The sequence below is a fragment of the Burkholderia plantarii genome (assembly GCF_001411805.1).
Classification (GTDB): Bacteria; Pseudomonadota; Gammaproteobacteria; order Burkholderiales; family Burkholderiaceae; genus Burkholderia; species Burkholderia plantarii.
On sequence record NZ_CP007212.1, the window covers coordinates 2826359 to 2844240 of the forward strand.

Annotated in this window: 17 protein-coding genes; 3 read left to right on the top strand and 14 right to left on the bottom strand. The window is 67.1% G+C overall.

Translation table 11 applies throughout. The annotated features are described in order from the left end of the window. Positions 1–3: 3 nt before the first annotated feature. Entirely contained in the window at positions 4–1464 is a 1461-nt protein-coding gene (gene guaB / locus bpln_RS12020) for an IMP dehydrogenase (RefSeq protein ID WP_042625332.1), read from the bottom strand. A 357-nt stretch (positions 1465–1821) separates the two neighbouring features. On the opposite strand from guaB, the gene bpln_RS12025 reads away from it, so the two are divergent. Further along, on the top strand, positions 1822–2814 hold the full coding sequence (locus bpln_RS12025) for a DMT family transporter (protein WP_055138918.1): 993 nt from the start codon (positions 1822–1824) through the stop codon (positions 2812–2814). Positions 2815–3022: 208 nt separating this feature from the next. Here the strand turns inward: bpln_RS12025 and bpln_RS12030 are convergent, their stop codons facing one another. Together bpln_RS12030 and bpln_RS12035 are read right to left on the bottom strand one after the other, a co-directional pair. Next, positions 3023–3346 (bottom strand): RnfH family protein, encoded by a 324-nt coding sequence (locus bpln_RS12030; protein WP_042625334.1) that lies wholly within the window; start codon positions 3344–3346, stop codon positions 3023–3025. A 2-nt stretch (positions 3347–3348) separates the two neighbouring features. Further along, a complete protein-coding gene (locus tag bpln_RS12035; protein WP_042625335.1) occupies positions 3349–3786 on the bottom strand; it encodes a type II toxin-antitoxin system RatA family toxin in 438 nt (145 codons plus the stop codon). A gap of 94 nt (positions 3787–3880) precedes the next feature. Here bpln_RS12035 and smpB point away from each other — a divergent pair, with 94 nt between their 5' ends. Continuing rightward, on the top strand, positions 3881–4336 hold the full coding sequence (smpB, locus tag bpln_RS12040) for an SsrA-binding protein SmpB (protein ID WP_042625336.1): 456 nt from the start codon (positions 3881–3883) through the stop codon (positions 4334–4336). Positions 4337–4455: 119 nt separating this feature from the next. On the opposite strand, the gene bpln_RS12045 is transcribed toward smpB, so the two are convergent. From bpln_RS12045 to ppsA, 3 genes are all read right to left on the bottom strand, one after another. Beyond that, on the bottom strand, positions 4456–5388 hold the full coding sequence (locus bpln_RS12045; RefSeq protein WP_055138919.1) for an SPFH domain-containing protein: 933 nt from the start codon (positions 5386–5388) through the stop codon (positions 4456–4458). A 48-nt stretch (positions 5389–5436) separates the two neighbouring features. Next, the gene (locus bpln_RS12050) at positions 5437–5871 is read right to left on the bottom strand and encodes an NfeD family protein (protein ID WP_055138920.1); all 435 of its coding nucleotides are present in this window, start codon (positions 5869–5871) and stop codon (positions 5437–5439) included. Between the two features lie 140 nt (positions 5872–6011). Beyond that, complete coding sequence (gene ppsA / locus bpln_RS12055; protein ID WP_042625339.1) at positions 6012–8414, bottom strand: phosphoenolpyruvate synthase; 2403 nt, start codon at positions 8412–8414, stop codon at positions 6012–6014. 469 nt (positions 8415–8883) lie between these two features. On the opposite strand from ppsA, the gene ppsR reads away from it, so the two are divergent. Beyond that, complete coding sequence (gene ppsR, locus bpln_RS12060) at positions 8884–9699, top strand: posphoenolpyruvate synthetase regulatory kinase/phosphorylase PpsR (RefSeq protein WP_042625340.1); 816 nt, start codon at positions 8884–8886, stop codon at positions 9697–9699. A gap of 94 nt (positions 9700–9793) precedes the next feature. On the opposite strand, the gene bpln_RS12065 is transcribed toward ppsR, so the two are convergent. From bpln_RS12065 to bamA, 8 genes are all read right to left on the bottom strand, one after another. Then, positions 9794–10576: a TrmH family RNA methyltransferase gene (locus tag bpln_RS12065; RefSeq protein ID WP_055138921.1), complete on the bottom strand. Its 783-nt coding sequence runs from the start codon at positions 10574–10576 to the stop codon at positions 9794–9796. Positions 10577–10587: 11 nt separating this feature from the next. Then, positions 10588–11235, bottom strand: a complete 648-nt coding sequence (rnhB, locus tag bpln_RS12070; RefSeq protein WP_042625342.1) for a ribonuclease HII — start codon at positions 11233–11235, stop codon at positions 10588–10590. Next, a complete protein-coding gene (gene lpxB / locus bpln_RS12075) occupies positions 11232–12401 on the bottom strand; it encodes a lipid-A-disaccharide synthase (protein WP_055138922.1) in 1170 nt (389 codons plus the stop codon). Before lpxB ends, rnhB begins: the two co-directional genes overlap by 4 nt. A 4-nt stretch (positions 12402–12405) precedes the next feature. Continuing rightward, positions 12406–13194 carry an acyl-ACP--UDP-N-acetylglucosamine O-acyltransferase gene (gene lpxA, locus bpln_RS12080; RefSeq protein ID WP_055138923.1) on the bottom strand — a complete coding sequence of 263 codons (789 nt, stop codon included), beginning with the start codon at positions 13192–13194 and terminating at the stop codon, positions 12406–12408. 51 nt (positions 13195–13245) lie between these two features. Next, positions 13246–13713, bottom strand: a complete 468-nt coding sequence (gene fabZ / locus bpln_RS12085; protein ID WP_042625345.1) for a 3-hydroxyacyl-ACP dehydratase FabZ — start codon at positions 13711–13713, stop codon at positions 13246–13248. 123 nt (positions 13714–13836) lie between these two features. Further along, positions 13837–14922 carry a UDP-3-O-(3-hydroxymyristoyl)glucosamine N-acyltransferase gene (lpxD, locus tag bpln_RS12090; RefSeq protein ID WP_055138924.1) on the bottom strand — a complete coding sequence of 362 codons (1086 nt, stop codon included), beginning with the start codon at positions 14920–14922 and terminating at the stop codon, positions 13837–13839. A gap of 16 nt (positions 14923–14938) precedes the next feature. Beyond that, positions 14939–15442: an OmpH/Skp family outer membrane protein gene (locus tag bpln_RS12095; RefSeq protein ID WP_042625347.1), complete on the bottom strand. Its 504-nt coding sequence runs from the start codon at positions 15440–15442 to the stop codon at positions 14939–14941. Positions 15443–15509: 67 nt separating this feature from the next. Then, positions 15510–17816 carry an outer membrane protein assembly factor BamA gene (gene bamA / locus bpln_RS12100; RefSeq protein WP_042625348.1) on the bottom strand — a complete coding sequence of 769 codons (2307 nt, stop codon included), beginning with the start codon at positions 17814–17816 and terminating at the stop codon, positions 15510–15512. Between the last annotated feature and the right edge of the window lie 66 nt (positions 17817–17882).

The window sequence follows — 17882 nt, forward strand, 5'->3', positions numbered from 1 at the left end:
CGATCAGTCCACGTGGTAGTTGGGAGCTTCCTTGGTGATCTGCACGTCGTGAACGTGCGATTCGCGCATGCCGGCCGCGGTGATCTGGACGAACTCGGCCTTCTCGTGCAGCTCCCCGATGGTGCGGCAGCCGCAGTAGCCCATGCTCGCGCGCACGCCGCCGACGAGCTGGAACAGGATCGCGTTGACCGAACCCTTGTACGCGACGCGCCCTTCGATCCCTTCCGGCACGAGCTTGTCGATGTTCGCGGAGTTGTCCTGGAAGTAGCGGTCGGCGGCGCCGTCCTTCATCGCGCCCACCGAACCCATGCCGCGGTACGACTTGTACTGGCGGCCCTGGTACAGGAACACGTCGCCCGGCGCTTCCTCGGTGCCGGCCAGCATGCTGCCCATCATCACGGCATTCGCGCCGGCGGCCAGCGCCTTCGACACGTCGCCCGAGAAGCGCACGCCGCCGTCGGCGATGCAGGGCACGCCGGTGCCGCGCAGCGCCTCGGACACGTTGGCGATCGCGCTGATCTGCGGCACGCCCACGCCGGCCACGATCCGCGTCGTGCAGATCGAACCCGGGCCGATGCCGACCTTGACGGCGTCCGCGCCGTACTCGACCAGCGCCTTCGCGGCGGCGGCGGTGGCGATGTTGCCGCCGATCACCTCGACCCGCGGGAAGTTCTGCTTGACCCAGCGCACGCGCTCGAGCACGCCCTTGCTGTGGCCGTGCGCGGTATCGACGACGATCACGTCGACGCCGGCCTGCACCAGCAGCTCGACGCGCTCCTCGTTGTCGGCGCCCACGCCCACGGCCGCGCCCACGCGCAGCTTGCCATGCTCGTCCTTGCAGGCGTCCGGGTGCTCGGTCTGCTTGGTGATGTCCTTCACCGTCATCAGGCCGCGCAGCTCGAACGCGTCGTTCACCACCAGCACGCGCTCGAGGCGGTGGCTGTGCATCAGCGCCTTGGCCTCGGCGAGCGGCGTGCCTTCCTTGACCGTCACGAGGCGCTCGCGCGGCGTCATGATCGACTGCACCACGTCGTCGAGGCGGCTTTCGAAGCGCAAGTCGCGGTTCGTCACGATGCCGACCAGCTGCGCGCCCTCGACGACCGGGAACCCGGAAATGCCATGCTGGCGCGACAGCGCGATCACGTCGCGCACCTTCATCGTCGGCGGCACCGTGATCGGGTCGCGCACCACACCCGATTCGAAGCGCTTGACCTTCGCGACCTCGCGCGCCTGCTCGGCGGGCGTCAGGTTCTTGTGGACGATCCCCACGCCACCCTGCTGCGCCATCGCGATCGCGAGACGGCCTTCCGTCACCGTGTCCATGGCGGCGGACACGAGCGGCATGTTCAGGGCGATGTTGCGGGTGAGTTGGGTCTTGAGGCTGGTGTCGCGCGGCAGGACGTCGGAGAACGCCGGGACGAGGAGCACGTCATCGAACGTGAGTGCTTTTTGGATGAGACGCATGGCAGATCCTATGGGCGCAAAGCCGAATTATACGCGATGCGCGGCAGATTTTCACAACACGAACAACGGCTTAGCGGCTTTCCCGCTGGCCGTTCGCTTTGAGCTTCGTCAGGCGTTCGTCCGGATTTCGCCGCCGCGCCGCGATGTTCGGATCCGAACATCGGGCGTCGGCCGACCGTCCCGGACGCCGCCCTGCCCCCACATCGGCCAGGCTCAGCCGTCTCGCGAACGCACCGGCCGATTGAAGCAGGCATCCCGCGAAAACCTCGCCGAGTGCAGGATTCGACAAGACGGGCGGGCCCGGCCCCGCTACGATGCGCTGCCTCGAACTCTCGCCTGAACGCAAGGAAACCCGTCATGCAGCGCGGCGTCATCTACGGCATCCTCGCCGGAGCCCTCTGGGGCATGGTATTTCTGGTCCCGCGGCTGCTCGCCGAGGTCTCGCCGCTGGCGCTGAGCGCGGGCCGCTACACGATGTACGGGCTGGTTTCGGCGCTGGTCGCGCTGCCGGCCGCGCGCTCGCTGCTGACGCGGCTCACGCGCGAGGATCTGGTCGCGCTCGTGCAGCTCGCGATCGTCGGCAATCTCGGCTACTACATGCTGCTGGCCACGGCCGTGCACCTGATCGGCATCGCGCCGAGCTCGCTGATCGTCGGCGTGCTGCCCGTCACGGTCACGCTCACGGGGCTGCGCGACGCCGACGCGGTGCCGCTGCGCCGCCTCGCGCTGCCGCTCGTGCTGGTGGCGGCCGGCATCGCCTGCATCAATGTCGACCTGTTCACCTCGAGCGCCGCGCGCGCCACCTCCACGTTCGACAAGCTCGCCGGCGTGGGCTGCGCGGCCGGCGCGCTCGCGAGCTGGACCTGGTACGCGGTCGCCAACGCGCGCTACCTGCGCCGCCACCATCGCTTCGACGGCAACGAATGGTCGGTGCTGTGGGGCGTCGTCACCGGGCTGGTCGGCGCGCTCGGCTGGCTCGCGCTCGCGGTGCTGCCGGCCGGCAGCGTCGCGATGCCGGCGCCGGGCCGCTGGCCGGCCTTCTGGCTGCTCAATCTTGGCCTCGCGATCGGCGCGTCGTGGCTCGGCAACTGTCTGTGGAATGCGGCGTCCAGGCGCCTGCCGCTGACGCTGACAGGCCAGCTGATCGTGTTCGAGACGGTGTTCGCGATGCTCTACGGCTTCGCGTTCGAGGCGCGGCTGCCGCGGCCGCTGGAAGCCGGCGCGCTGTTGCTGCTGCTGGCGGGCGTCTACGGCGCCGTGCGCCGGCACGGCAAGGCCGCGCCGCCACCGGCCGGCCCCGGCAGCCCCGATCTCGAACAGGAGGCCGCGCTCGGGCGGCCGGCACGCTGAGCCGGGCGCCGGCCGGGCAAGCCGGGGCGCCGCTGCATCGACGAGCGGATGGGGAAACGGAACGGGATGGCGAGCGGGAACGGCCGCGCAGCGCAGCGCCACGCGGCGCCGTCACGTGACAGCAGCGCGCCGCCAGCATCGGCAATCCCGCCCCGAAAAGCGCGGGAACGCCGGGGCCGCCAGGTCCGCGGCGACGAACAACAACGCCTCAGCGCGAATCCTTGTGCTGCCATTTGCGGCCTTCCACGGACCCTTCGCGGCGCGTCTTGTCCACGCGGCGCTGGCGCGCCGCCTTCGGATCGACCACCAGCGGCCGGTAGATCTCGACGCGGTCGCCGTCGCGCAGCACGGTGTCGAGCGGCGCGAGCTTGCCGAACACGCCCGTCTTCGCGACGCTCACGTCGATCTCGGGATGCCGGGCCACGATCCCGCTCGCCTCGATCGCCTCGCGCACGGTGGTGTTCTCCGGCACCGCCAGATCGATCAGCGTCTGCTGCGCGGGCAGCGCGTAGCACACCTGCACGGCCAACATCGTCAGCCCTTCCCGTAGCGCTGGTCGGCGCGCTTGACGAAAGAATCGACGAAGGTGTTCGCGATGTGGCTGAACACCGGGCCGATGATCTTCTCGAGGATCACGTTGGTGAATTCGTAGTGCAGCGAGAACTCGATCTTGCAGGCATCGGCGCGCAGCGGCGTGAAGCGCCAGTAGCCCGTGAACTTCTTGAACGGGCCGTCGGCGAACTCCATGTCGATGCGGTGCGGCCGCTCCTGCGTGTTGCGGGTCGCGAAGTGCTGCCGGATACCCTTGAAGTTGATGTCGATCCGCGCCTCCATGCCGGTCTCGTCCTGGCGGCGGATTTCGATGCCGCCGCACCACGGCAGGAAGTTCGGGTAGTCGGCCACGTCGGTGACGAGGTCGAACATCTGTTCCGCCGAATGGCGGATCAATACGGTTTTCTGGACATCTGCCATAAATCTCGCGGCATCAAGAGTGGGGGCCGAGCCGGGCCAACCGCGCCCCGCTTTGCTAAAATCGTGATTTTAAACGAGTTGGCCATTTCCTTTCATGAGCATCATAGACAACAGAAAGGCCTTCTTCGACTATCACATCGAGGAACGCTACGAAGCAGGGCTCGTGCTCGAAGGATGGGAGGTCAAGGCGCTGCGCGCGGGCCGTGGCCAGATCAGGGAAGGCTACGTGATCGTCAAGAACGCCGAGATCTTCCTGATCGGCACGCACATCAGCCCGCTCCCGGAAGCTTCGACGCACATCCAGCCCGATCCGGTCCGCACGCGCAAGCTACTGCTGCATCGTGACGAGATCAAGAAGCTGATCGGCAAGGTCGAGCAGCGCGGCTACACGCTGGTGCCGCTGAACTTCCACTACAAGGGCGGACGCGTCAAGTGCGAAATCGGCCTCGCCAAGGGCAAGAAGCTGCACGACAAGCGCGAAACCGAGAAGAAGCGCGACTGGGAGCGCGAAAAGGCGCGGATCATGCGCGCGGGCGCGGGCTCCGCCTGAAACGGATCGCGGGCCGTTCCGGCGGCGGCTCTCCCGCCCCGACCACCGCCTCCTGAAACGGCAACGGCCCGCATCACGCGGGCCGTTTCCTTTGCTGCGCTTGTCGGCGCCGCCGGGCGTCAGCCCTTCGCGGTCCCCGGCGCGCCGCGGTTGACGATCGTCAGCGCCGAAGCAATCGATGTGCTCAGGTCAGACAAATTCGACGGCACGATCAGCGTGTTGCCCTGCTTGGCCAGGTTCGCGAACGCGCTCACGTACTGCTCGGCCACCTTCAGGTTCACCGCCTCCATGCCGCCCTGCGACTGGATCGCCTGCGCGATCTTCTGGATCGCCTGCGCGTTGGCCTCGGCCACCGCGAGGATCGCCGCGGCCTCGCCCTGCGCCTGGTTGATGGCGGCCTGCCGCTCGCCCTCGGATTTCTGGATCGCCGCCTCGCGCGCCCCCGAGGCAAGATTGATTTGCTCCTGCCGGCGTCCTTCCGAGGCCGCCACCAGCGCGCGCTTCTCGCGCTCGGCGGTGATCTGCGCCTGCATCGCGTGCAGGATCTCCTTGGGCGGCGTGAGATCCTTGATCTCGTAGCGCAGCACCTTCACGCCCCAGTTCGAAGCGGCGACGTCGAGCGCCGACACGATGCTGTGGTTGATGAAGTCGCGCTCCTCGAAGGTCTTGTCGAGCTCGAGCTTGCCGATCACCGAGCGCAGCATGGTCTGCGAGAGCTGCGTGATCGCCAGCACGAAGTTGCTGGAGCCGTAGGAGGCCTTCATCGGGTCGGTGACCTGGAAATACAGCACGCCGTCCACCTGCAGTTGCGTGTTGTCGCGCGTGATGCAGACCTGGCTCGGCACGTCGAGCGGGATCTCCTTCAGCACATGGCGGTAGGCGATCCGGTCGATGAACGGCAGCACCACGTTGAGCCCCGGCGAGAGTGTCGCGTGATAGCGCCCGAAGCGTTCGAGCACCCAGGCGTGCTGCTGCGGGACGATCTTCACCGTCTTCGACAGCACCACGAACACGATGATGAGCAGCACCACCCAGAAAATCAGCGCATTCATGAAACCAGCCTCCCTGTAATTGACGGATCGAAGTGGCGCGCCGGGCGCTCAGCCCCGCTGCCTCGCGACGACGATCAGACAGTTTCCCCGTACGGCGCGCACTTCGTAGTGCAACGCGTCGTCGCGCTCGCCCTCGGCGAGTTCGACGTCCCAGTCGGCGCCGCGATACGGCACGCGCGCGCGCCGCTCATGCCAGCGCGCCACGTCGAGCGCCGCGCCGATGTCGAGATTGACGTCGGGATTGGCCGACGCGTCGCGCTTCTGGCGGCGCCCGAAGCGCGAGCGACGCAGCGCCACCAGCAGCACCAGCGCGACCAGCGCGGCGGCGGCCACCTGCGCATGCGGCGCGCCGCCGGCCAGGTGGACGAGGCCGCCGGCGACGAAGCCGAGCGCGATCATCAGCAGGTAGAACGTGCCCGTCATCAGCTCGGCCACCACCAGCACGCCGACGCCGATCCACCAGATCAGTTGGCCTGACAACATCCCGACCTCCAAACGAAAACACCCCGGTAGCCACCGGGGTGTTTATAGCACAGAGCCGTGCACGAATCGGGGCTCCGGCGGCCGGTTCCGGCATGCAACGGCAAAACGCCGCCCGCCGGAGCCGGCCTCGCGAACACGGCTTACTTCTGCGTCTTCGCGAGCGCCTGCCAGGTCTCGATGACCGTGTCCGGGTTCAGCGAGATCGACTCGATGCCCTCTTCAGTCAGCCATTGCGCGAAGTCCGGATGATCGGACGGGCCCTGGCCGCAGATGCCGACGTACTTGCCGAGGCGCCGACAGGTGTCGATCGCGCGCTTGAGCATGAACTTCACGGCCGGATCGCGCTCGTCGAAATCGACGGCGAGCAGTTCCATGCCCGAGTCGCGGTCGAGGCCGAGCGTGAGCTGCGTCAGGTCGTTCGAGCCGATCGAGAAGCCGTCGAAGTGCTCGAGGAACTGTTCGGCCAGGATCGCGTTGGACGGTACCTCGCACATCATGATCAAGCGCAGGCCGTTCTCGCCGCGCTTGAGGCCGTACTTGGCGAGCAGGCCCACCACGCGCTCGGCCTGCTTCACGGTCCGCACGAACGGCACCATGATCTCGACGTTGGTCAGGCCCATCTCGTCGCGCACGCGCTTCAACGCCATGCACTCCATCTCGAAGGCCTGCGCGAAGTCGTCGGCGATGTAGCGCGACGCGCCGCGGAAGCCGAGCATCGGGTTTTCCTCGTCCGGCTCGTAGCGCGAGCCGCCGATCAGCTTCTTGTACTCGTTCGACTTGAAGTCGGACAGGCGCACGATCACGGGCTTCGGATAGAACGCCGCGCCGATCGTCGCGATGCCTTCGGTCAGCTTGTCGACGTAGAACGCACGCGGCGAGGCGTGGCCGCGCGCGACGCTCTCGACGGCCTTCTTCAGGTCCGAATCGATGTTCGGATACTCGAGGATCGCCTTCGGGTGGACGCCGATGTTGTTGTTGATGATGAACTCGAGCCGCGCGAGGCCGACGCCGCCGTTCGGCAGCTGCGAGAAGTCGAACGCGAGCTGCGGGTTGCCGACGTTCATCATGATCTTGACCGGAATGGTCGGCAGGTCGCCGCGCTGCACTTCCGTCACTTCGGTCTCGAGCAGGCCGTCGTAGATCTTGCCTTCGTCGCCTTCCGCGCACGACACGGTGACGAGCGCGCCGTCCTTCAGCACGTCGGTCGCGTCGCCGCAGCCGACCACGGCCGGCACGCCGAGTTCGCGTGCGATGATCGCCGCGTGGCAGGTACGGCCGCCGCGGTTCGTGACGATCGCCGAGGCGCGCTTCATCACCGGCTCCCAGTTCGGGTCGGTCATGTCGGCCACCAGCACGTCACCGGGCTGCACGCGCTCCATTTCCGACGGATCCTGGATCACGCGCACCGGGCCGGCGCCGATCTTCTGGCCGATCGCGCGGCCGGTCGCGAGCACCTGCGACTGGCCCTTCAGCTTGAAGCGCTGCTCGACCTTGCCGCTGGCCTGGCTCTTCACGGTTTCCGGGCGTGCCTGGAGGATGAAGATCTTGCCGTCGCGGCCGTCCTTGCCCCACTCGATGTCCATCGGGCGCTGGTAGTGCTTCTCGATGATCACGGCGTACTTGGCCAGCTCGATCACGTCGGCGTCGGTGATCGAGTAGCGGTTGCGCTGCTCGTGCGTGACGTCGACCGTCTTCACGCGGCCCGGCTCGCCCGGCTGCGTAAACTCCATCTTGATCAGCTTCGAGCCGATCGAGCGGCGGATGATCGGGTACTTGTCCTGGGCGAGCGTGGTCTTGAACACGTAGAACTCGTCCGGGTTCACGGCGCCCTGCACCACGGTTTCGCCAAGGCCGTAGCTCGACGTGACGAACACGGCATCCTTGAAGCCGGACTCGGTATCGATCGTGAACATCACGCCGGCCGCGCCGACGTCGGAGCGCACCATGCGCTGCACGCCGGCCGACAGCGCGACCTCGGCGTGCGTGAAGCCCTTGTGGACGCGGTACGAGATCGCGCGGTCGTTGTAGAGCGACGCGAACACGTGCTTCATGCGGTCGAGCACGTCGTCGATGCCGACCACGTTCAGGTAGGACTCCTGCTGGCCGGCGAACGAGGCATCGGGCAGATCCTCGGCCGTGGCCGACGAACGGACCGCGAACGACAGTTCCTCCGGCGAGCTCTGGCAGAGCACCTTGAACTGTTCGCGGATCTCGGCCTCGAGACGCGGCTGCAACGGCGCCTCGACGATCCACTTGCGGATCTCGGCGCCGGCGACGGCGAGCGCCTTCACGTCGTCGATATCGAGCGACTCGAGGCGTTTCGCGATGCGGTCGGTGAGGTCGTTGTGAGCGAGGAAGTCGCGGAACGCGAGCGCCGTCGTGGCGAACCCGGTGGGAACGCGCACGCCGGCCTCGGAAAGCTGGCTGATCATCTCGCCGAGGGAGGCGTTCTTGCCCCCCACGATCTCGACATCATTCATCCGCAACTGCTCGAACGGGATTACATACGCCTGGTCCTTTGCGACGTTTGCTGCGTTAGTCATACAAGCCCCTAAGTGTGAAAAAAATTCACGATCGCGCGATTGGGCTTGATGCACGGCCGCTTGCAAAAACGGGGGCGTGCATCGCGCGACCTGTTGGATAAGCATTCGCGAGGCGACGCGGCGTGTAAAAATCCCGGCAGAAAGGCGAACAAGCAGACAAATCGCCCAATTTGCCGGGAACACAAGCCAGCGACGGTAAAAAAGACGGGATCGTGATGTCTTTTCCGCAACGGCTTATCCAACAGGTTGGTCGCTATTCTACCGTGCCGGCCGTGCGATGTGCGAATGCGGCCCGAGCGCGCGCTCGAACGGGATCGCGAGCGGCGGCGGACGCGGCCGCTCGCGATCCGCGCGCCACGCGTGCAAGGCGCGTCGGCTCCGCCCGCGCGGGCCGGAAACGGTGCGCGCCGGCCCTGCTAGAATGGCCGCTTCCGGCCGTCCAGGCCGCCATCGCGCACGCTCGCCATTCATGCTTCCAACCGTTTTCATCGTCTCCGACGGCACCGGGATCACCGCCGAAACCTTCGCGCACTCGATCCTGTCCCAGTTCGACCAGAAGTTCCGGCTCGTGCGCGTGCCGTTCGTCGATTCGCACGACAAGGCGTACCTGACGGTGCAGAAGATCAACGACGCGGCACAGCTCGACGGCCGCCGCCCGATCGTGTTCACGACGCTGGTGGACGGCGAGTCGAACGACATCGTCAAGCGCTCCAACGCGCTGATCCTCGACATGTTCCAGCGCTTCGTCGAGCCGCTCGAGCAGGAACTGCAGCTGAAGTCGACGCACGCGATGGGCCGCGGCCACCAGAACGCGGACACCGATGAATACAAGACGCGGATCGAGGCCATCAACTTCTCGCTCGCGCACGACGACGGTCAGTCCGACCGCAATCTCGCCGAGGCCGAAGTGATCCTGGTGGGCGTGTCTCGCAGCGGCAAGACCCCGACCAGCCTCTACCTCGCGATGCAGTACGGCGTGAAGGCCGCGAACTATCCGCTGATTCCCGAGGACTTCGAGCGCGGCAAGCTGCCGGGCGAACTCGCCCAGCATCGCGACAAGCTGTTCGGGCTGTCGATCGATGCGCAGCGGCTCTCCGAGATCCGCAACGAGCGGCGCCCCGGCAGCAAGTATGCGTCGCCCGAGAACTGCCGCTTCGAGATCAACGAGGCCGAGGCGATGATGCGGCGTGAAGGGATCAACTGGCTGTCGTCGACGCACAAGTCGATCGAGGAGATCGCCACCACGATCCTGCAGGAAATCAAGCTCGACCGGCAGTCGTACTGAGCGCGGCGGCCCGGCGCGACACAACGGACATGCATGAAAGAACAGCGGGTGCCCCAGGGGCATCCGCCGTTTTTTGTCGACCGAACCGCCGGGCTCAGCGCCTGCGCTGCTGCCGGCACTGCTCGAACAGGCAGACAGCGGCGGCCGCCGCCACGTTCAGCGATTCCATGCCGCCCGGCTGCGGAATCGTCACGCGCAGCCCCGCCGCCTCGCGCCACGGCGCCGACACGCCCGCCCCCTCGTTGCCGAACACCCAGGCCACCGGGCCACTCAGGTCGCAGTCGTCGATCGCGCGGGCGCCGTGCGAATCGGTCAGCGCGACCGGCACGCCGAGCCGCGCGATCAGGTCAGCCGCGTCGACGTCCTCATGGATGCTCAGCAGGAAGTGCGCGCCCATTCCCGAGCGCAGCACCTTCGACGACCACGCATAGGCCGTGCCGCTCACGCAGAACACCTGCGCGATGCCGGCCGCGGCCGCGCTGCGCAGGATCGAGCCGACGTTGCCGGCATCCTGCACGCCGTCGAGCACCACGGCCGTGCCCGTCACGCGCTCGGGCAGCGGCGCGGCGGGCCGCGCGACCAGCAGCAGCATGCCGACGCCGTTGACGACGCCCGACAGTTGCCCGAACAGCGCGTCGGGCAGCGACACCACGCGCTGCGGTTCGATGCGCGCGACGATCGCGTGCGTCTCGTCGTGCGCGAGCGCGCCGTCGGTAACGACGCAGAGTTCGGGCTGGCCGTTCGCGTCGAGATAGGCCGATGCCAGATGCAGGCCTTCGAGCAGCGCCTGGGCGCCGCGGCGTTGCTGTTGCGTCGAACCCGCCAGCGCCTTCAGGCGCTTGTAGAGCGGGTTGTCGCGCGAGGTGATCGACTTCATCGCGCCGTCTGCTATCGGGTGAGATCGAGCGCGGCGCGTACCGGCGCGAACGAGCGGCGGTGATGCTCGCACGGCCCGTGTTCGCGCAGCGCCGCGAGGTGTTTCGGCGTGCCATAGCCGGAATGGACGTCGAAGCCGTAGAGCGGGAAGCTCGCGTGCAGGTCGACCAGCATCCGGTCGCGCGTGACCTTGGCGAGGATCGAGGCGGCCGAGATGCTCGGCACCAGCGCGTCGCCGCCAATGATCGCCTCGCTGCGGACCGCGAGCGTCGGGCAGCGGTTGCCGTCGATCTTCGCGAGCGTCGGCAGCACCGCGAGCCCCTCCACCGCGCGCTTCATGGCGAGCATGGTGGCGTGCAGGATGTTCAGCGTGTCGATTTCCTCGACGCTGGCCGAGGCCACGCAATAGGCCTGCGCGCGCTCGATGATCTCGATGTAGAGCTGCTCGCGCTTCTTCACGCTCAGCGCCTTCGAATCGTCGAGGCCGACGATCGGCCGCGCCGGATCGAGGATCACGGCGGCCGCGACCACCGGCCCCGCGAGCGGCCCGCGGCCCGCCTCGTCGACGCCGCAGACGATCTCGCCCGGTGCGTCAAAGCTGAAGCCGGCCTGCTCGGCGGCGAGCGACGCGGCGGTGCGTTTGGTGCGGACAGCCTTCATGCGCGCGGCTTCCGGCTCGCGATCACGCGCTCGACCGCCTCGGCCGCGCGCGCGGCCGTGTTCTGGCGCAGCGTCAGGTGCATCTCGGTGAAGATTTCGGTCAGCGTGCGGCGGTTCGCGTCGTCGCGCAGCTGCGTGAGCGTCGCGTCGGCCAGCGCCTGCGGCGTCGCGAAGTGCTGCAGCAACTCCGGCACCACGAAGCGCCCGGCCAGGATGTTCGGCAGCCCGACGTAGGGCTGGTAGCCCTGCCGGCGCATGATCTGCCCGGTCAGCCAGGGCACCTTGTACGAGATCACCATCGGTTTCTTCAGCAGCGCGGCTTCGAGCGTCACGGTCCCGCTCTTGACGAGGATCGCGTCGGCGGCCGTCATCGCCACCTGCGAGCGGCCGTCGGTCAGCGTCAGCGGCAGCTGCGGATGCGCGTCGACGAGCGGCTGCAGCAGCGCGCGCAGCGCCGGCGTCGCGGCCGGCATCACGAAGCGCACGCCGGGCTCGCGCTGGTGCATCAGCGCCATCGCCGCGAAGAAGGTCGGCCCGATCAGCGCGATCTCCGAACGCCGGCTGCCCGGCAGCACCGCGATCACGGGGCCGCGCTCGGGCAGCCCGAGCGCGATGCGCGCGCCGTGCGTGTCGGGTTCGAGCGGGATCTCGTCGGCGAGCGGATGGCCGACGTAGGTCGAGGCCACGCCCGATTTCTCGAGCAGCGCCGGTTCGAACGGGAACAGGCACAGCATGTGGTCGACCGACTTCACGATCTTCTTGATGCGCCCGCCGCGCCATGCCCAGATCGACGGACAGACGAAGTGGATGGTCGGAATGCCGGCCTCGCGCAGCGACTGCTCGACGCCGAAATTGAAGTCGGGCGCATCGACGCCGATGAACGCGTCGGGCGGCTCGGCCAGCAACTGGCGCTTCAGTTCGCCGCGAATCTTCAGGATCGCCGGGATTTCCTTGAGTGCCTCGACGTAGCCGCGCACCGTCAGACGGTCCATCGGCCAATGCGATTCGAAGCCGGCCGAGATCATGCGCGGGCCGCCGATCCCGTAGTAATGCGACGCCGCCGGCAGCCGCGCGTGCAGGCCGCCCAGCAGCGACGCGGCAAGCAGGTCGCCCGACGGCTCGCCGGCCGCGAGCGCGATTCGCAACGGTTTCGGTTGGAGCGCCATCGCGTCAGCGGATGATGCCGCGCTGCGACGCATCGATGAAATCGACGAACGCCGCCACTTCGGCCAGGTGCTCGCCGCCCGTCGCGATCATGTCGCGCAGCTCGGCCTTCGCCTCGTCGAGCGTGTTGCCGCTCTTGTAGACGATCCGGTACGCGTTGCGCAGCGCGGCGATCGACTCGGGCGCGAAGCCGCGGCGGCGCAGGCCCTCGACGTTGATGCCATGCGGCACCGCCTTGTTGCCGGCCGAGATCACGAACGGCGGCACGTCCTGCACCAGCGCCGAGGCGCCGCCCAGCATCGAATGCGCGCCGATCCGCACGAACTGGTGGACGCCGGACATGCCGCCCACGATCGCCCAGTCGCCGATTTCGACGTGGCCGGCCATCTGCGCGTTGCTCGACAGGATCACGTGGTTGCCGACGCGGCAGTCGTGGCCGACGTGGACGTAGGCCATGATCCAGTTGTCGTCGCCGAGCGTGGTCACGCCGGCGTCCTGCACGGTGCCGGTGTGGATCGTGGTGAATTCGCGGATCGTGTTGCGGTGGCCGATCACGAGCCGGGTCGGCTCGTCCTTGTACTTCATGTCCTGCGGGCGGCCGCCCACCGACGCGTAGTGGCCGATGCGGTTGTCCTCGCCGAGCGTCGTGTGTCCCTCGATCACGCTGTGCGAGCCGATCGTGGTGCGCGCGCCGATCGTCACGTGCGGACCGACGATCGCATACGGGCCGATCTCGACGGTCTCGTCGATCTGCGCGCCCGGCTCGATGATCGCCGTGGGATGAATCCTGGTCATGCGCGGTTGCCTCTCAGTAGTCAGTGCGGAGTCGGAAATGCCGCGCGCCGCTCAGGGCGCGGCGTCGGCCGACTTCACCGTACACATCAGCTCGGCCTCGGCGGCCACCTTGCCTTCGACCTCGGCCGTGGCCTTGAACTTCCAGATGCCGCGAATGTAGCGCTCGAACTTCACGTTGAGGATCAGCTGGTCGCCCGGCTCGACCACGCGCTTGAAGCGCGCGCCGTCGATGCCGACGAAGTAGTAAAGCGTGTTGCCGGGATTCTTCGGCTCTTCCTCGGCGAACGTCAGCAGCGCGGCAGCCTGCGCCAGCGCCTCGATGATCAGCACGCCCGGCATCACCGGACGCTGCGGGAAGTGGCCGGTGAAGAACGGTTCGTTGATCGTGACGTTCTTCAGGGCTTTGATGCTTTCGTGCGGCGTCAGTTCGAGCACGCGATCGACGAGCAGGAACGGGTAACGGTGCGGCAGCAGCGTGAGGATCTTGTGAATGTCGAAGTTGATTTGTTCGGTGTTCATGATGGTTCGTCTCACGCAATCGCTGCGCGGTGGTGACTGCAAATGCTGGTACGGGCCGCGGCGAGCGGCCCTCGTGATTGCGGCGGCGGCCGGTCCGGCCGCACCGCCGCGCCCTCGTGACGGTCAGTCCTGCGCGGAGCCCGCGTCGCGCGCGGCGAGCGAGGTCTCGAGCGCACGAATCCGGTCGCGAAGCTTGTCGAGATTGCGCACGAGCGCCGCACTGCGGTTCCAGTCGCCGTGCTCGACGGCCGGAAACGCGCTCGTGTACATGCCTGCCTTGGGCAGCGATTTCGATACGCCCGATTGCGCCGTGATGATCACGTAGTCGCCGAGCGTCAGATGCCCGGCGATTCCGACCGCGCCGCCGATCATGCAGTGGCGGCCGATCGTGGTGCTGCCGGCGATGCCCGCGCAGCCCGCGATCACGGTGTAGGCGCCGATCCGGCAGTTGTGCGCGATCTGCACGAGGTTGTCGATCTTCACGCACGCCTCGATGACCGTGTCGGCCATCGCGCCGCGATCGATCGTGGTGTTCGCGCCGATCTCGACATCGGGGCCGATCTTCACGCCGCCGACCTGCGGGATCTTGACCCAGCTGCCGGTGCGCGCCGCGCCGTCGCCGGTGAAGTCGGGCGCGAAGCCGAACCCGTCCGAGCCGATCACGGCGCCCGAGTGGACGATCGCGCGCTCGCCGAGTTCGCAGCCGTGATAGACGACCACGTTCGGGTAAAGATGCGAGCCGCTGCCGATCCGCGTGCCGGCGCCGACGAACACGTTCGCGTCGAGTCGCACCTGTTCGCCGATCACGGCGCCCGCCTCGACCGTCACGTTCGGGCCGATCACGGCGCTCGCCGCGACCTGCGCCGAAGCGTCGACGTTCGCGCTCGGATGCACGCCGGCCGGCCGCTGCGGGGCGGCCAGGTCGATGAACATCTGCGCGACGCGCGCGAAATAGGCGTAGGGATTGGGCGTGACGATGAAGTTGCGGCCTTCGGCGGCCGCGCCGAGCTTCTCGAGATCACGCGGCGCGATCAGCACCGCGCCGGCGCGTGTCGTCTCGACCTGCGCCAGATACTTCGGATTGGCGAGGAACGCGAGCTGCTGCGGGCCGGCCTGGTCAAGCGGCGCGAGGCCGCCCACCACGCACTGCGGATCCCCGGCGATGTCCCCACCGAAACGTTTGGCGAGTGCCTCGAGCGTCAATGCCATGCGTATTCGGCTCCCGTCAGTTCAGCGAACCGGAAGGCGACGCGAGCGCCTTCAACACCTTGTCGGTGATGTCGATGCGCGGGCTGACGTAGACCGCCTCCTGCACGATCAGGTCGTAGTTCTGCTGCTCGGCGATCTGCTTGATCACCTTGTTGGCCTTGTCCAGCACCGCCGCGAGTTCCTCGTTGCGGCGCTGGTTCAGGTCTTCGCGAAACTCGCGCTGCTTGCGCTGGAAGTCGGTGTCGAGCTGCGAGAGATCGCGCTGCTTCTGCGCGCGATCGGCGGCCGACATCGACTGGCCGTTCTTGTCGAGCGAGTCGGACAGGGTCTTCAGGCGTGCCGCCATGTCCTGCAGATCCTTGTCGCGCTTCGCGAACTCGGCTTCGAGCTTGGTCTGCGCGGCCTTGGCCGGCGCCGACTCGCGGAGGATCCGGTCGGAATTGACCGCCGCGATCCGCGCGACGTCCTGCGCCTGCGCGGCCGTCGCGCCGAGCGCGGCGGTCAGCGCCAGCGCGCACATCACCCGTTTCGAATACTTACCGGTTAGCAAAATTACCCTCTCGATGCGTTTGGTGTTGCGGTTCCGATCAGAACGCCGTGCCGATCTGGAACTGGAATTTCTGGTACTGGTCGCCTTCGTGCTTCTGCAGCGGGAAACCGAGGCTCAGCTTGAGCGGGCCGATCGGCGAGATCCACGCGAGACCCACGCCGTAGCCGTAGCGCAGGCCGTTCGCGCCGGTGCTGTTGCCGCCCGGCACGTTGCCCCAGACGTTACCGCCGTCGAGGAACGTAAACACGCGCAGCGTGCGGTCGTAGCCCGTGCCCGGCAGCGGGAACGTCAGCTCGATGTTGCCGACCACCATCTTCGAACCGCCGATCGGGTCGTTGGTGGTGGCGTCGCGCGGGCCGAGCGAGCTCGGTTCGTAGCCACGCACCGAGCCGATACCGCCCGCGTAGTAGTTCTTGAAGATCGGGTACGAGTTGCCGATACCGTTGCCGTATCCGCCCTGCAGATTCAGGCCCAGGATGAAGCCGCGCGCGAACGAGTAGTAGTACTGCGCCTGCACGTCCATCTTGTAGTACTGGATCTTGTCCACCGGCGCGCCGTATTCGGCGTTCGCCTGGGTGAAGTAGCCGCGGCTCGGGATCAGCGCGCTGTCACGCGCGTCGCGTGACCAGCCGATCGTCAGCGGCACCGTGTTCGAGACGCGGCCGAACTGCTGCACGTAGGCCTTGTAGCTCGCCGGCGTGTCGTCGTCGATGTCGAGGCGGTTCTGCTCGAAGCCGACGCCGAAGAACACCGTGTCCGTTTCCGAGAACGGGATGCCGAACTTCAGGTCGCCGCCGGCCGTGATGATCCGGAAGCTCGAGTTGGTCGAATAGTACAGCGGCTGGTAGGTGCGGTAGAACACGTCGGTGATCCGCTTGATGCCGTCCACCGTGAAGTACGGGTCGACCTGCGTGACCGTCAGCGTGCGGTAGCTGCGCGCCGTGTTCACGTTCACCGACAGGCTGGTGCCGGAGCCGAACACGTTGTCCTGCGAGATACCGGCCGACAGCACCACCTTGTCGGTCGAGGAGAAGCCCGCGCCGAGCGTGATCGCGCCGGTCGGCTTCTCGGTCACCTTCACGTTCACGTCGACCTGGTCGCTCGTGCCCTCGACCGGCACGGTCGTCACGTCGACGTCGGTGAAGTAGCCGAGACGATTCACGCGGTCCTTCGACAGCGCGAGGCGGCCCGAATCGAACCACGAGCTTTCGAGCTGGCGCATTTCGCGGCGCACCACCTCGTCGCGCGTACGCGAGTTGCCGACCACGTTGATGCGGCGCACGTAGACGCGGCGGCCCGGATCGACCACCAGCGTCATGCCGACCTTATGCGTGGCCTGGTCGATGTTCGGCTGGGCGTTGACGGTCGCAAATGCGTAGCCATACTCGCCGAGCTTGTCGACGATCGCCTTGGTGGTCTGCTGCAGCTTTTCGGCCGAGAAGCGGTCGCCGGCCTTGATCTTGACGAGCTTCTGCAGCTCGGCCTTGCGATCGAGCAGGTTGCCCGCCAGGTTCACGCTCGAGATCGTGTACGGCTCGCCTTCGTGCAGCGTGACCGTCAGGTACATGTCCTTCTTGTCCGGCGAGATCGACACCTGGGTCGAATCGATGTTGAACTCGAGGTAGCCGCGGTTCAGGTAGTACGAACGCACGTTCTCGAGGTCGCCCGTGAGCTTTTCCTTCGAGTAGAGGTCGTTCTTCGTGTACCAGGAGAACCAGTTCGGCGTGGACAGCTGCATCTCGTTGCGCAGCGTGCTGGTGCTGAACGTCTTGTTGCCGATGAAGTTGATCTGGCGGATCTTCGCGCTCGGGCCCTCGGCCACCGAGAACAGGATCGACACGCGGTTCGCGTCGACCGGCGTGATGGTGGTGGTGACCTCGGCGGCGTAGTAGCCGCGCGTCAGGTACTGGCGCTTGAGCTCCTGCTCGGCCTTGTCCACCAGCGACTTGTCGTAGTAGCGGCCCTGCGACAGCCCCACCGCCTTCAGCGCCTTGTTGAGGTTGTCCTTGTCGAATTCCTTGATGCCGGTGAAGTCGATCGCCGAGATCGCCGGACGCTCCTGCACCTGCACGATCACGACGCTGCCCTGCGTCGCGACCTTCACGTCGTTGAAGAAGCCCGTCGCATAGAGCGCGCGGATTGCTTCGGATGCCTTGTCGTCCGTGAACGTGTCACCCTGCTTGATCGGCAGGTAGGCGAACACGGAACCGGCTTCGACACGCTGCAAGCCCTCGATCTTGATATCCTGCACGACGAACGGTGCCGTCGCGTGGGCTGCGAGACCATGCACGGCGAGCGCCGTGGCGGCTACAGTCTTGGGTACGAAGCGATGAGGTTTGAACAACGTGCATCCCCAGTATTTAAGCTTGCATCAGATCCGGCGACGGCCCTCGCAGCCATCGCCCGACGC

Coding starts and splice junctions, on each gene's coding strand:
- guaB (WP_042625332.1), bottom strand. CDS start 1,464: ATGCGTCTCATCCAAAAAGCACTCACGTTCGATGACGTGCTCCTCGTC.
- bpln_RS12025 (WP_055138918.1), top strand. CDS start 1,822: ATGCAGCGCGGCGTCATCTACGGCATCCTCGCCGGAGCCCTCTGGGGC.
- bpln_RS12030 (WP_042625334.1), bottom strand. CDS start 3,346: ATGTTGGCCGTGCAGGTGTGCTACGCGCTGCCCGCGCAGCAGACGCTG.
- bpln_RS12035 (WP_042625335.1), bottom strand. CDS start 3,786: ATGGCAGATGTCCAGAAAACCGTATTGATCCGCCATTCGGCGGAACAG.
- smpB (WP_042625336.1), top strand. CDS start 3,881: ATGAGCATCATAGACAACAGAAAGGCCTTCTTCGACTATCACATCGAG.
- bpln_RS12045 (WP_055138919.1), bottom strand. CDS start 5,388: ATGAATGCGCTGATTTTCTGGGTGGTGCTGCTCATCATCGTGTTCGTG.
- bpln_RS12050 (WP_055138920.1), bottom strand. CDS start 5,871: ATGTTGTCAGGCCAACTGATCTGGTGGATCGGCGTCGGCGTGCTGGTG.
- ppsA (WP_042625339.1), bottom strand. CDS start 8,414: ATGACTAACGCAGCAAACGTCGCAAAGGACCAGGCGTATGTAATCCCG.
- ppsR (WP_042625340.1), top strand. CDS start 8,884: ATGCTTCCAACCGTTTTCATCGTCTCCGACGGCACCGGGATCACCGCC.
- bpln_RS12065 (WP_055138921.1), bottom strand. CDS start 10,576: ATGAAGTCGATCACCTCGCGCGACAACCCGCTCTACAAGCGCCTGAAG.
- rnhB (WP_042625342.1), bottom strand. CDS start 11,235: ATGAAGGCTGTCCGCACCAAACGCACCGCCGCGTCGCTCGCCGCCGAG.
- lpxB (WP_055138922.1), bottom strand. CDS start 12,401: ATGGCGCTCCAACCGAAACCGTTGCGAATCGCGCTCGCGGCCGGCGAG.
- lpxA (WP_055138923.1), bottom strand. CDS start 13,194: ATGACCAGGATTCATCCCACGGCGATCATCGAGCCGGGCGCGCAGATC.
- fabZ (WP_042625345.1), bottom strand. CDS start 13,713: ATGAACACCGAACAAATCAACTTCGACATTCACAAGATCCTCACGCTG.
- lpxD (WP_055138924.1), bottom strand. CDS start 14,922: ATGGCATTGACGCTCGAGGCACTCGCCAAACGTTTCGGTGGGGACATC.
- bpln_RS12095 (WP_042625347.1), bottom strand. CDS start 15,442: ATGTGCGCGCTGGCGCTGACCGCCGCGCTCGGCGCGACGGCCGCGCAG.